The following is a 13,205-nucleotide window of genomic DNA, read 5'->3' as shown; positions in this document are numbered from 1 at the left end:
TCGGCACAGACCGGCTGACATCTGTTTTGACTGGCAAAACCAGACCGAGTGCCAACAGCGCAAAATCATCGGATCAGCGGCAAACACGCTGCATGACGGTGCAGTCGCGCACCAACTCAAAGCGCCTCAGCAGCCTCGCCACCAACCCTAGGCAACCCGCGCGCCCGTGCCAGAGCGCCTGACGCGACTTGGCACGCGTCTCGCTTTAGCAAACCCGTGCAGGAGTCATCACAGGTTCGCGGCACCACAATTTGCAATGGCTGACTAGGGTTCCGGCTCGCAATCGCGAGTGGCTGGTCCGAGAGTTGGCGACCTCCAGTTGAGGTTACACGGCGGGACAAAAGCCCGGGAGACAAGCCACCGTTCGCGGTGCCGCGTTGCCTTCCTGTCCGCCCTTGATCAACTGGAGAATCCACCATGACTCGACTAAGTTTTCCCGCCCTGCTCGCCGCTGCGTTCGCCGCGCTCATCAGCACGCAATCCCCCGCCGCCCAGAAAGACCACTTCAGCGTGTGCTGGACGATTTACGCTGGCTGGATGCCCTGGGAATACGCCGGCAGCCAAGGCATCGTCGACAAATGGGCGAAGAAGTACGGGATCAAGATCGACGTCGTGCAGCTCAACGACTACGTCGAATCGATCAACCAGTACACCGCCGGCCAGTTCGACGGCTGCACCATGACCAACATGGATGCACTGACCATTCCGGCCGCCGGCGGCGTCGACAGCACCGCGCTGATCGTCAGCGATTTCTCCAACGGCAACGACGGCATCGTCCTCAAGGGCGAGGGCAAGACAGTCGCCGACCTCAAGGGCATGGACGTCAATCTGGTCGAACTGTCGGTCTCGCACTACCTGCTGGCCCGCGCGCTGGACTCGATCGACCTGACCGAAAAAGACCTGAAAGTGGTCAACACCTCCGACGCCGACATTTCCGCTGCATTCAACACCGATCAGGTCAACGCCGTGACCACCTGGAACCCGATGCTATCGGACATCAAGGCCAAGCCGGGCGTGACCGAAGTATTCAACTCCAGCCAGATTCCCGGCGAGATCATGGACATGATGGTGGTCAACAGCGCCACCCTCAAAGACAACCCGGCGCTGGGCAAAGCGCTGACTGGCGCGTGGTTCGAAGTGGTCGAGCTGATGAACGCCAAGAACGCCGCGAGCAAAGCTGCGCTGGAGCACATGGCCAAGGCCTCGGGCACGGATCTGGCCGGATTCCAGGCGCAACTCGACACCACCAGACTGTTCGCCACGCCAAGCGAAGCGCTGAGTTTCGCCACCAGCAAGCAACTGCCGGAAACCATGCGCAAGGTCGCCGAATTCTCCTTCCTGCACGGCTTGCTCGGTGAAGGCGCGAAAGACACCAGCGCGGTCGGCATGGCCTTCGCCAACGGCGTGACCAGTGGCGATACCGGCAACCTCAAGCTGCGTTTCGATCCGACCTACGTGCAGATGGCCGCCGACGCCAAGCTGTAAGCCACGGAGGATTTGGCCATGCGCCTGATCAATCGCCACCCGGATCGCCCCAGTCGCCTGTTGTTGGTGATCCTGCCGTTCGCTTTGCTGCTGTTCGCCTATTTCATGGGCTCGGCCGAGCGCCTGGCGGAAAACCCCAACGACAAACTGCTGCCCAGCGCCGTGCAGATGAGCGACGCGGTAAAACGCCTGGCCTTCAATGCCGACAGCCGCACCGGTGACTACCTGTTGTGGCAGGACACCGCGTCGAGTCTGCGGCGCCTGGCCATCGGCCTCGGCATCGCTGCATTGGCCGGGCTGTGCCTGGGCATCGCCGCCGGCACGCTGCCGTTGTTCGGCGCACCGTTGTCGCCGCTGCTGACAGTGCTATCGATGGTGCCGCCGCTGGCGATCCTGCCGATTCTGTTCATCGTGTTCGGTCTGGGCGAGTGGTCGAAGGTCATGCTGATCGTGATCGGCATCACCCCGGCGCTCGCTCGCGACCTTGAACAGCGTGCGCGGGAAATCCCCGTCGAACTGCTGATCAAAGCGCAGACCCTCGGTGCCTCGACCTGGACGTTGATGCTGCGCGTAGTGCTGCCGCAACTGTTGCCGCGTTTGTTGATCTCGTTGCGGCTGATGCTCGGTTCGGCATGGCTGTTCCTGATTGCCGCCGAAGCGATCGCCTCCACCGACGGCCTCGGCTACCGGATTTTTCTGGTCCGGCGTTATCTGGCGATGGACGTGATTCTGCCGTATGTGGTGTGGATCACCCTCCTCGCCTGGCTGATGGATTGGGGCCTGAAATACCTGACCCGTCGCGCATTCCCTTGGTATGAGGGGGCGGCCAAATGAGCTTCATCACCGTGAAAAACGTCTGGCAGCAATACGCCGATCAGGTGGTGCTGGAAGGCCTGAACCTAAGCGTCAACGAGGGCGAGTTCTGCACCTTGGTCGGCGCGTCCGGTTGCGGCAAATCGACCTTCCTGCGTCTGCTGCTCGGCCAGGAAACGGCGAGTCGCGGCGAGATCCTGCTCGACGGTCAGCCGCTGGCCAGCGAACCGGATGCCAGCCGTGGCGTGGTGTTCCAGCGCTACTCGGTGTTCCCGCATTTGAGCGTGCTCGACAACGTCGCCCTCGGCCTCGAACTGCCGCGTGCGCCATTGCTCGGTCGGCTGTTCGGCACCGCCAAACGTGAAGCTCGCGAACAAGCGGCAGCATTGCTGAATAAAGTTGGCCTCGGCCATGCACTGGACAAGTACCCGGCGCAGCTGTCCGGCGGCATGCAGCAACGGCTGGCGATTGCCCAGGCACTGATCATGAAACCGCGCGTGTTGCTGCTCGACGAACCGTTCGGCGCGCTCGATCCGGGCATCCGCAAAGACATGCACGCCTTGCTGCTGGAACTGTGGCGCGAAACCAAACTGACGGTGTTCATGGTCACCCATGACCTGTCCGAAGGCTTCAGCCTCGGCACGCGTCTGCTGGTGTTCGACAAGGTTCGCCTCGACCCGCACGCCCCCGGCGCCTATGGCGCGCGCATCACCTACGACATCCCTTTGAACAGCGACCGCCGCGCCCAACGCGCCGCCGTCGACGCCCTGCCGTTGCCACTGGCAGGCGCCCTTCGCACCGCTTGAGAGGACTTCTTCAATGAATAAGCCGATGACCGATTCGACTCAACTGTTTCCACCGTTTGCCGAAGAAATGCTCCCCGGCGGCGGCCACCGTTCCTTCGTGTTGAAGCGCGGCCAATTGCTGCGCCTGACCGATCTGCGCGGCGGCGCCAACGTCAGCCTGACCTTGCTCAACGCCAATGAAAAAACCGAGCGGCTGAACCTGCCCGACAGCCTCAAATGCCAACACACCGCCAAGCTCACCAGTGGCCATTGCCTGTACTCGGACATGGGCCGCGTGCTGGCTGCAATCACCGCCGACACCTGCGGCTGGAGCGACAGCCTCGGCGGCGTGCTCTGCGCCGAAGAAGTCGCGCAGAAGTACGGTCAGGGCCGCTATCAGGAACTGCGCAACGGCTTCTTCCGCAACGGTACCGACAACCTGCTGGTGGAACTCGGCAAGTGGGGCCTGGGCCTCTCCGACCTGTTGATGACGCTCAATCTGTTCAGTCGCGTCAACGTCGACGAGGCCGGGCGTTTCCACTTCGTCGAAGGCAATTCCAAGGCTGGCGATTACATCGAACTGTACGCACCGATGGACACGCTGGTGGTGCTCACTGCGCTGCAGCACCCGATGGATCCGGCGCCGGAATACGCACCGAAACCGCTAAAGCTGAGCTGGATGAACGCCGACGCCAGCGTCGCCGAACACTGCCGCACCTCGCGCCCGGAAAATGAGCGCGGCTTTATCAACACCGACCGTTTGTTCGCCTGAGGATCGCTGCCATGTCAGTTGCTATCGCCACTTCGCAAAACCAACCCGACACAGCGGTGTACCGCGCCACGATCCCGGCCGGTGAACCCTGGCTGATGGAGGTCAAGGCCGGCCAGACCCTGCGCATCCTCGATCTAGAAGGTAATCAGGCCATCGATACGTTGTTCTACAGCCTCGCCAATCCCAAGGAACGCTACGACGTGCAGCGCACCTTGCGTCGGCAGAACAGCGTCTACCTGAGCACCGGCAGCGTGCTGTATTCCAACCTCGGCCACGCGATGCTGACCATCGTCGCCGACACTTGCGGACGCCACGACACCCTCGGCGGTGCCTGTGCACAAGAGAGCAACACCGTGCGCTACGCCCTGGAAAAACGCTACATGCACAGCTGCCGCGACAACTACCTGCGCGCTTGTGTCCATGATGGGCGACTGGGCAAAAGCGACATCGGGCCGAACATCAATTTCTTCATGAATGTGCCGGTGACGGCGGATGGCGGGCTGACCTTCGAGGACGGGATTTCGGCGCCGGGCAAGTACGTCGATTTGCGCGCGGAGATGGATGTGATCGTGCTGATTTCCAACTGCCCGCAATTGAACAACCCGTGCAACGCCTATAACCCGACACCTGCGGAGCTGCTGGTATGGAACTGAAAATCAGCCGTTTGCGCCGTTGGCTATTCGCCCTGTGCCAGGCCCGTTCCGGCCAGTGCCTTAAAAAGTGAAACCACCACAAATCCCATTGTAGGAGTGAGCCTGCTCGCGATCGCGGTGTGTCAGGTACATGAGTTTTGACTGATCCGACGCTATCGCGAGCGGGCTCACTCCTACAGGGGCTCGGTGGTGATCTGAAGTGTTTTTTTCATCCGGGACGACCCGGATGTCTGTCGAAAAACGGCGGGACGGCCCGCTTCCCCTTCAGGGGTTATGCCATGTTCGAAAAAATCCTCATCGCCAACCGTGGCGCCATCGCCTGCCGCATCCTGCGCACCCTTGCTTCACTGCAGGTCAAAGGCGTGGCCGTGTATTCCGAAGCCGACGCCGCCAGCCTGCACATTCTGCACGCCGATGAAGCGCACAGCCTCGGTGAAGGCGCCGCTGCCGGTACCTATCTGGCAGTGGATAAAATCCTCGCCATCGCCCGACAAAGCGGCGCCACGGCGATCCATCCCGGTTACGGGTTTCTCTCGGAAAACGCCGCGTTCGCCGAAGCCTGCGCAGCGCACAACATCGCTTTCATCGGCCCGACGCCGGAACAACTGCGCGTATTCGGCCTCAAGCACACCGCCCGTGCGCTGGCCAAACAGCACGGCGTGCCCATGCTCGAAGGCACCGAACTGCTCGACAGCCTCGACGCCGCGCTGATTGCCGGCGAACAGGTCGGCTACCCGGTGATGCTGAAAAGCACCGCCGGCGGTGGCGGCATCGGCATGCGCGTGTGCCGCAGCGCCAGCGAATTGAGCGAATCCTTCGAAGCGGTAAAACGTCTCGGCCAGAACAACTTTAGCGACGCTGGCGTGTTCATCGAGAAGTACATTCAGCGCGCCCGCCATCTGGAAGTTCAGGTGTTCGGTGACGGTCGCGGTGAGGTCATCGCCCTCGGCGTGCGCGACTGCTCGGTGCAGCGGCGCAATCAGAAAGTCCTCGAAGAAACCCCGGCGCCGAACCTGCCGCACGGCATGGCCGAAGAGTTGTGCGCAGCGGCGATCAAGCTGGCGAAAGCGGTGAACTATCGCAGCGCCGGCACGGTGGAATTCGTCTTCGACAGCGAGGCGCAGCGCTTCTACTTTCTCGAAGTGAACACACGGTTGCAGGTGGAACACGGCGTCACTGAACAAGTCTGGGGCGTCGATCTGGTGCGCTGGATGGTTGAGCTGGCGGCGGGTGAGCTGCCGCCGCTGAGCGAGTTGTATCGCCAGTTGAAACCTGACGGCCATGCGATTCAGGCGCGGCTGTATGCGGAGGATCCGGGCCGCGATTTCCAGCCAAGCCCGGGCTTGCTGACGGCGGTGGAGTTTCCGCCGGCCAACGGCATTCAACTGCGCATCGATACCTGGGTCGAGGCTGGCTGCGAGATTCCGCCGTACTTCGATCCAATGATCGCCAAAGTCATCACCTGGGCGCCGAGCCGCGAACAGGCGCGTGCCGAGTTGCATCAAGCATTGGGCGATAGTTTGTTGTACGGCGTGGAAACCAACCGTGATTATCTGCGGCAGATTCTCCGCGACACTCCATTCGCCAGCGGCGAGCCGTGGACCCGTTGTCTGGAGAATCTGGTCTATCGCGCCAACACCTTCGAAGTGCTCAGCGCCGGCACGCAAACCAGCGTGCAGGACTATCCCGGTCGCCTCGGTTACTGGGCGGTCGGTGTGCCGCCATCGGGGCCGATGGACAGCCGTGCATTGCGTCTGGGCAACCGCTTGCTCGGCAATGCTGACGGGGCAGCGGCGCTGGAAATCACCATGAGCGGGCCGCTGTTGCGCTTCAATTGTGAAGCGGTTATCGCAGTGACCGGCGCGCCGATCGGCGTGACGCTCGAGGGCGAAAGCGTACCGATGAACACCGCCCTGCTGATCCCGGCGGGCGCAACGTTGCATCTGGGCAGCATCAGTGGCGCCGGGGCACGCAGTTATCTGTGCCTGCGCGGTGGCTTGCAGGTGCCGGATTATCTGGGCAGTAAAAGCACCTTCACCCTTGGCCAGTTTGGTGGGCATGGTGGTCGGGCGTTGCGTGCCGGGGACGTGTTGCATATCGCTGCGCTGAAGGATCGCAGTGCTGGTGAGCAACTGGCCGAGCAGCACATCACCGCGTTGCCGGCGGTGCGGCAGATTCGGGTGATTTACGGCCCGCACGGCGCACCGGAATACTTCACGGAAAACTATATCGGCACGTTCTTTGAAACCCAATGGGAAGTGCATTTCAACTCCAGCCGCACCGGTGTTCGTCTGATCGGGCCGAAACCGGAATGGGTGCGGGCCGACGGTGGCGAGGCCGGATTGCATCCGTCGAACATTCACGACAATCCGTATGCCATTGGCGCGGTGGATTTCACCGGGGATATGCCGGTGATCCTCGGCCCGGATGGCCCAAGCCTTGGCGGGTTTGTCTGCCCGGTGACGGTGATCGAGGCGGATCTGTGGCAACTGGGGCAGCTCAAGGCGGGCGATAGAATCCAGTTCATTCCTGTCAATCTAAAAACCGCTCGCGATCTCGCCTGTCAATGGGATAACTGTGGGAGCTGGCTTGCCAGCGATGGGGCCCGGCCAGACACCGCATTAACTTCATCGCTGGCAAGCCAGCTCCCACAGGATCTTGTGTCACCTGTGGTATTGGAGTTGGGTCAGGGGGATGTGCGGCTTGTTGCGCGGGTTTCCGGGGATACGCATTTGTTGTTGGAAATCGGCGAGCCTGAACTCAATCTCGTCCTGCGTTTCCGTGCCCACGCCCTGATGCAAGCACTGGAAAGCAAAACCCTGCACGGCGTGATCGATCTCACCCCCGGCATTCGCTCGCTGCAAATCCACTACCAGCCCGAGCAACTGCCGCTGGCCGATCTGCTCGGCATCGTCGCCGGTGAATGGGACGCGGTGTGCGCCGCCAACGACCTGCAAGTGCCGTCACGTATTGTGCATTTACCGCTGTCGTGGGACGACCCGGCTTGCCAGTTGGCCATCGAGAAATACATGACCACCGTGCGTAAGGACGCGCCGTGGTGCCCGAGCAATCTGGAGTTCATCCGCCGCATCAACGACCTGCCGAATCTCGACGAAGTACAGCGCACGGTGTTCGATGCGAGCTATCTGGTGATGGGCCTTGGCGACGTTTACCTCGGAGCGCCAGTCGCCACGCCGCTGGATCCGCGCCATCGCCTGGTCACGACCAAATACAACCCGGCGCGCACCTGGACCGCCGAAAATTCGGTGGGCATCGGCGGCGCCTACATGTGCGTGTACGGAATGGAAGGCCCCGGCGGTTATCAGTTTGTCGGGCGCACCTTGCAGATGTGGAATCGCTACCGCGAAGTCGCCGCGTTCGATGGCAAACCATGGCTGCTGCGCTTCTTCGATCAGATTCGTTTCTACCCGGTCAGCGCCGAAGAACTGCTGCGCATCCGCCGCGATTTTCCGCTGGGGCGTTTCGATCTCAACATCGAACACAGCCAGCTCAACCTTGCCGATTATCAGGCTTTTCTCAATCGCGAAGCCGAAGGCATCAACGCCTTTCGTGCCCAGCAACAGGGCGCCTTCAACGCCGAACGCGAACGCTGGATCGCCAGCGGTCAGGCGCATTTCGACAGCGAAGAAGCCGTGCCGGAGTCCAGCGAAGACGCGCCGCTAGCCGACGGAGAACACAGCGTTGACAGCCACATTGCCGGCAATCTCTGGCAGGTGCAGGTCGAGGCCGGCAGCCGTGTCGCGGCGGGCGATGTGCTGGTGATTCTCGAGTCGATGAAGATGGAGATCCCGGTACTCGCGCCGCTGGCCGGGGTGGTGCGCGAGATTCGCGTGCAACCCGGTTCGGCGGTACGCGCCGGACAACGCGTCGTGGTGCTGGCACTCGACTGAAGCCAATTGGATAAGGATCAACTGATGAATCTGCAACTCGATGTTCTGCGCCAGTCCTATCGCAATGGCGACACCACACCGCGCCAACTGCTGCTGAAATTGCGCGAGAAAGCCGCCGCGCTGAACCCGGATTATCACTTGTTCATTCATCTGCTCAGCGCCGCCGAACTGGAGCCGTATCTCGCCGCCCTCGACGGTCGTGACCTCGACAACCTGCCGCTGTACGGCGTGCCGTTTGCAATCAAGGACAACATTGATCTGGCGGGGATTGCGACCACCGCCGCGTGTCCGGACTTCGCTTATGTGCCGGAACGCTCGGCGACCATCGTCGAGCAGTTGATCGCCTTGGGAGCGATTCCGCTGGGCAAGACCAATCTCGATCAATTTGCCACGGGCCTCAACGGCAGCCGCTCGCCTTATGGCGCATGCCCGAACAGTGTGCTGACGGAATATCCGTCCGGCGGTTCCAGCGCCGGTTCGTCGCTGGCGGTGGCATTGGGCGTGGCGAGTTTTGCCTTGGGCACCGATACCGCAGGCTCCGGTCGGGTGCCCGCGGCGCTGAACAATCTGGTCGGGTTGAAGGCGAGCAAAGGGCTGATCTCCACGGCCGGCGTGCTGCCGGCTTGTCGCACGCTGGATTGCGTGACCACGTTCACCGCCACAGCGCGTGAGGCCAGTCAGTTGCTGGCGCTGACCGCCAAACTAGATCCGAGTGATGAGTACAGCCGTCGCAATCCATCGTGGAATGACGGCTCGGCGTTTGGAGCACCACGCGCATTTCGTTTCGGTGTGCCGCGTGCGCAGGATCTTGAGTTTTTCGGTTGCGTCGAAGGGCCGCTGTTGTTCGGCGATGCCATCGACCGGCTCAAGGCTTTGGGTGGCGAAGCGGTCGAACTGGACCTGTCGCCCTTCCTTGAAGCCGCGCGCCTGCTTTACGAAGGGCCCTGGGTTGCCGAGCGCTATAGCGTGGCGGGTGAGTTGATGGAGCAGAATCCCGAAGCGGTGTTACCGGTGATTCGAGCCGTGCTGGCGAAAGCCCCGGCGGTGACCGGCGTGCAGACCTTCCGTGCGCAGTATCGGCTGCAAGCCCTGAAAGCCCTGTGCGATCAGGCCCTCGAAGGCCTCGACTGCGTGCTGAGCCCGACCATCGGTCGTGCGGTGACGCTGGCCGAACTGCACGCCGAACCGGTGCTGCGCAACTCCGAACTGGGTTACTACACCAACTTCATGAACCTGCTCGACTACGCCGCCGTCGCCGTGCCGAGCGCGTTCATGGCCAACGGTTTGCCGTGGGGCGTGACGCTGTTTGGCCGGGCGTTCACCGATCAATACCTGTTGAGCGTGGCCGATGCGCTGCAGCGTCAGCTGGATTCCGACCTGCCGACACCGGCGAACGCAGCTCGCCATGATCGCGCACGCATTGTGGTGTGTGGCGCGCATCTGCAAGGGTTGGCGTTGAACTGGCAACTGACCCAGCGGGGTGGGCGCTTGCTGGAGACGACGTTGAGCTCACCTGATTATCAACTGTATGCGTTGGCCGGCGGCCCGCCATTGCGGCCGGGGATGGTGCGGGTAAAGGATGGCGGCGTGACGATTGCGGTGGAAGTGTGGGAGTTGCCGAGCAGTGAATTGGGCTCGTTCCTCACCGGGATTCCGGCACCGCTGGGACTGGGCAAGGTGCAACTGGCGGATGGACGTTGGGAGAGCGGGTTTATTTGTGAGCCGTATGGACTGGAGGGTGCGCTGGACATCAGCCATTTGGGGGGCTGGCGGGCGTATCTTGAGACTCGGAACTGATCCAGAAACCAACCCTCACCCTAGCCCTCTCCCGGAGGGAGAGGGGACTGACCGGGGTGTTTGTGAGGTGATTGCCATTCGGTGATAACCCGTCGAAATCAGGTTTTGAAATCACCACAATCTAGCTCCCTCTCCCTCCGGGAGAGGGCTGGGGTGAGGGAGCTATCCTTCTGACACACCCTCTACGTCATATCCCCCGCCATTTCAGGCATAAATCCCGCAGTCTTTTCCCGGCCATCCCACTAGAATGCATGCCATCGGGCCACTGCCAACGGAACCGCCATGCCGCTTCGTTCTCCCCTGTACTCGCAACGCTCGCTGGTCCTGACGCTGATCGCCCTGCTCGGCGCCGGGTTCCTCGCCACGTCGTTGCTCAGCTACTACGCCTCCCGCGAGTCGATCCGCGACAACATCGTCAACACCGAGCTGCCGCTGACGTCCGACACGGTCTACTCGGAAATCCAGAAAGACCTGGTCCGGCCGATCCTGATTTCCTCGATGATGTCCCGCGACACCTTCATGCGCGACTGGGTGGTCAACGGCGAACAAAACCCCGAGCAGATGACCCGTTACCTCGACGAGGTCATGACCCATTACGGCGCCTACACGGCGTTCTTCGTCTCCAACAGCACCCACACCTACTACCACGCCAAAGGCGTGCTCAAGCAGGTCAAGGTCGATGAACCGCGCGATGCCTGGTACTTCCGCGTGCGTGACATGAAGGATCCGTACGAGATCAACGTCGACCCGGATCTGGCCAACAAGGACAACCTGACCTTCTTCATCAACTACAAGGTTTACGACTATCACAACCGCTTCATCGGCGCGGCCGGGGTCGGTCTGACCGTGGACGCGGTGATCAAGCTGATCGACAAGTATCAACAGCGCTATCAACGCAGCGTGTACTTCGTCGACACCTTTGGCCGGTTGGTCCTGACCGGCGCCGAAGGCGGACCTGAAGACGCACACATCGGCCAGAGCCTGAGTGAACTCGAGAGCATGAAAAGCCTGGTCAGCCAGTTGCCGAAACCGCACAGCGGCAGCTACGAATACTCCGCCCACGGTCAGGGGCACTTCCTCAACGTGCGGTTTATTCCTGAGCTGAACTGGTACCTGTTTGTCGATAAACGCGAAGACGGCGCCCTGAGTGAAATCCGTCAGTCGCTGTATCTGAATCTACTGATCTGCCTGCTGGTGACGCTGATTGTGCTGGCGCTGCTCAACCGCGTGATCAAGCGCTACCAAAGCAAAATCCACGCGCAGGCCATACTCGACAGCCTCACCGAACTGCCCAATCGCCGTGGCTTCGACATTCTCGCCGCACAGGCCCTGCACGAAGCCCGACGCGAGACCAAACCGTTAACCGCGCTGCTGCTCGACCTCGATCACTTCAAAGTGTTGAACGACACCTACGGGCACATGGCCGGCGATCAGGTGCTGATCGGTTTTGCCCGCGACCTGCAAAGTTGCCTGCGCCAAGTCGACATTGTTTGCCGCTGGGGTGGTGAGGAATTTATCGTTTTACTGAAGGACACCGACGGCGATACCGGTCAGAAAATTGCCGAAAAGATCCGCCAACACGTCGAACAACACGAATATGCCTACGACGGCCACAGCCTCAATCTGACGGTGAGCATCGGCGCCACCACCCTGCAACGCGATGACACCTTGCACAGCCTGCTGTCGCGGGCCGATCATGCGATGTACCGAGCCAAACAAACCGGCCGCAACCGCACCTGCGTGGAAATGCCTCACTCGACTTATGCCTGATTCCGACGTTAAACCCGATCATTGCCCGGCCTGCGGCGCCCGCAACGACTGCAGCTTGGCCGACCCGCGCACCGCCGACCGCGAATGCTGGTGCTATGGCGTCAGCATCGACCCGGCCGTGCTTGAAGCGCTGCCGCCAGAACTGCGCAACCAATCCTGCCTGTGCCCGCGTTGCGCGCAGGTCGAGGCGCAACTGCAAGCGGCCAAGCGGCCGATCCCGTAAGATGCGCGGCCCTTCATTGATCGAACTCTGAACATGCGTGTCGACCGTTTCCTCAGCAACCTGCCCCGCTACAACCGTCAGCAGGTTCGTCTGTTGCTGGTGGAAAAGCGCGTGCGGGTTGACGGAAAAGTCGTCAGCGATCCGCACAGCGAAGTGCTGGAATTCAGCCGTGTCGAAGTCGATGACGAAGTCCTGCAAAGCGGCAAACCGGCACGCTATTTCATGCTGCACAAACCGCCGGGCTGCGTCAGCGCCACCCGCGATCCGCAACATCCCACCGTGCTCGACCTGATCGATGAGCCGGACAAGGACGACCTGCACATCGCCGGACGCCTGGACTTCAACACCACCGGCCTGATGCTGATCACCAACGACGGCGCGTGGTCGCGCCGCTTGACCCAGCCGCAGACCAAACTGCCAAAGGTCTACTACGTCGAGACCGAGCAGGAGATTGGCGCGCAATATGCGAGCACCTTTGCCGAGGGGATCTACTTCGCCTTCGAAGACCTGACCACGCAGCCGGCGCACCTAGAGCTGCTCGGCCCACGCTCGGCGCGGCTGAGCATCGTCGAGGGCCGCTATCATCAGGTGAAGCGCATGTTTGGTTTCTTCAACAACAAAGTCCTGCGCCTGCACCGCGAATCCATGGGGCTTCTGCACCTCGATAACGCGCTAAAACCGGGCGAGTACCGCGCTTTGCGCACCGAAGAGATCCATTTGTTCTAAGCTCGCGACCGCTCAGCAGAAGTTGTCGAACAATTTACCAACGGCACTTGCGCGATCCCTACTCCCCTGCTTGAATCAGGACGTCGGCCAGATTGTGACCGATGAGTCACAACATACATCCAAGAAACTTTTTGCCGGTAGAGAGCCTTCAAGGCTCCGCCTCAGCCGGCAGACTGCCCGCCAATAACAACACCCGTCGACCGCAGTCATGGATCGACATGGGCCAAGCAAATTCCAGGCGTATGCCTACCTGTCACAAAGCTCGTGCAA

General features: G+C 61.4%; 10 protein-coding genes and 1 riboswitch. All 10 genes read left to right on the top strand.

Features of this window, described 5'->3' with window-relative positions; translation table 11 throughout:
- Positions 1 to 253: 253 nt before the first annotated feature.
- A riboswitch (guanidine-I (ykkC/yxkD leader) is annotated at positions 254 to 354 on the top strand.
- A gap of 63 nt (positions 355 to 417) precedes the next feature.
- The 10 genes from LOY43_RS06875 to LOY43_RS06830 all read left to right on the top strand — a co-directional run bounded on the left by LOY43_RS06875 (position 418) and on the right by LOY43_RS06830 (position 12,935).
- On the top strand, positions 418 to 1,485 hold the full coding sequence (locus LOY43_RS06875; protein ID WP_258709389.1) for a putative urea ABC transporter substrate-binding protein: 1,068 nt from the start codon (positions 418 to 420) through the stop codon (positions 1,483 to 1,485).
- Positions 1,486 to 1,503: 18 nt separating this feature from the next.
- Positions 1,504 to 2,319 carry an ABC transporter permease gene (locus LOY43_RS06870; RefSeq protein WP_258709388.1) on the top strand — a complete coding sequence of 272 codons (816 nt, stop codon included), beginning with the start codon at positions 1,504 to 1,506 and terminating at the stop codon, positions 2,317 to 2,319.
- Positions 2,316 to 3,104, top strand: coding sequence for an ABC transporter ATP-binding protein (locus LOY43_RS06865; RefSeq protein WP_258709387.1), 789 nt, complete (start codon positions 2,316 to 2,318; stop codon positions 3,102 to 3,104). The genes LOY43_RS06870 and LOY43_RS06865 overlap by 4 nt, the downstream gene beginning before the upstream one ends.
- Positions 3,105 to 3,129: 25 nt before the next feature.
- Positions 3,130 to 3,855 carry an urea amidolyase associated protein UAAP1 gene (locus tag LOY43_RS06860; RefSeq protein ID WP_095049202.1) on the top strand — a complete coding sequence of 242 codons (726 nt, stop codon included), beginning with the start codon at positions 3,130 to 3,132 and terminating at the stop codon, positions 3,853 to 3,855.
- A gap of 11 nt (positions 3,856 to 3,866) precedes the next feature.
- Positions 3,867 to 4,508: an urea amidolyase associated protein UAAP2 gene (locus LOY43_RS06855; protein WP_095049201.1), complete on the top strand. Its 642-nt coding sequence runs from the start codon at positions 3,867 to 3,869 to the stop codon at positions 4,506 to 4,508.
- Positions 4,509 to 4,786: 278 nt separating this feature from the next.
- The gene (gene uca, locus LOY43_RS06850) at positions 4,787 to 8,419 is read left to right on the top strand and encodes an urea carboxylase (protein WP_258709386.1); all 3,633 of its coding nucleotides are present in this window, start codon (positions 4,787 to 4,789) and stop codon (positions 8,417 to 8,419) included.
- Between the two features lie 24 nt (positions 8,420 to 8,443).
- Positions 8,444 to 10,216 carry an allophanate hydrolase gene (gene atzF / locus LOY43_RS06845; protein WP_258709385.1) on the top strand — a complete coding sequence of 591 codons (1,773 nt, stop codon included), beginning with the start codon at positions 8,444 to 8,446 and terminating at the stop codon, positions 10,214 to 10,216.
- 282 nt (positions 10,217 to 10,498) lie between these two features.
- The gene (locus tag LOY43_RS06840; protein WP_258709384.1) at positions 10,499 to 11,986 is read left to right on the top strand and encodes a sensor domain-containing diguanylate cyclase; all 1,488 of its coding nucleotides are present in this window, start codon (positions 10,499 to 10,501) and stop codon (positions 11,984 to 11,986) included.
- Entirely contained in the window at positions 11,979 to 12,209 is a 231-nt protein-coding gene (locus LOY43_RS06835; protein WP_064119704.1) for a cysteine-rich CWC family protein, read from the top strand. The genes LOY43_RS06840 and LOY43_RS06835 overlap by 8 nt, the downstream gene beginning before the upstream one ends.
- Before the next feature lie 33 nt (positions 12,210 to 12,242).
- Entirely contained in the window at positions 12,243 to 12,935 is a 693-nt protein-coding gene (locus LOY43_RS06830; protein WP_095049197.1) for a pseudouridine synthase, read from the top strand.
- The last annotated feature ends 270 nt before the right edge of the window (positions 12,936 to 13,205 follow it).

This window comes from Pseudomonas sp. B21-041, assembly GCF_024748675.1.
Classification (GTDB): Bacteria; Pseudomonadota; Gammaproteobacteria; order Pseudomonadales; family Pseudomonadaceae; genus Aquipseudomonas; species Aquipseudomonas neuropathica.
Note: the sequence above shows the minus strand (reverse complement) of the source record. Positions and strands in the feature narration are given on the sequence as shown.

Excerpts from the sequence above, each read along its gene's own strand:
- LOY43_RS06865 (WP_258709387.1), top strand. The coding sequence starts at position 2,316 with ATGAGCTTCATCACCGTGAAAAACGTCTGGCAGCAATACGCCGATCAG.
- LOY43_RS06870 (WP_258709388.1), top strand. The coding sequence starts at position 1,504 with ATGCGCCTGATCAATCGCCACCCGGATCGCCCCAGTCGCCTGTTGTTG.
- LOY43_RS06875 (WP_258709389.1), top strand. The coding sequence starts at position 418 with ATGACTCGACTAAGTTTTCCCGCCCTGCTCGCCGCTGCGTTCGCCGCG.
- atzF (WP_258709385.1), top strand. The coding sequence starts at position 8,444 with ATGAATCTGCAACTCGATGTTCTGCGCCAGTCCTATCGCAATGGCGAC.
- LOY43_RS06840 (WP_258709384.1), top strand. The coding sequence starts at position 10,499 with ATGCCGCTTCGTTCTCCCCTGTACTCGCAACGCTCGCTGGTCCTGACG.
- LOY43_RS06860 (WP_095049202.1), top strand. The coding sequence starts at position 3,130 with ATGACCGATTCGACTCAACTGTTTCCACCGTTTGCCGAAGAAATGCTC.
- LOY43_RS06835 (WP_064119704.1), top strand. The coding sequence starts at position 11,979 with ATGCCTGATTCCGACGTTAAACCCGATCATTGCCCGGCCTGCGGCGCC.
- LOY43_RS06830 (WP_095049197.1), top strand. The coding sequence starts at position 12,243 with ATGCGTGTCGACCGTTTCCTCAGCAACCTGCCCCGCTACAACCGTCAG.
- uca (WP_258709386.1), top strand. The coding sequence starts at position 4,787 with ATGTTCGAAAAAATCCTCATCGCCAACCGTGGCGCCATCGCCTGCCGC.
- LOY43_RS06855 (WP_095049201.1), top strand. The coding sequence starts at position 3,867 with ATGTCAGTTGCTATCGCCACTTCGCAAAACCAACCCGACACAGCGGTG.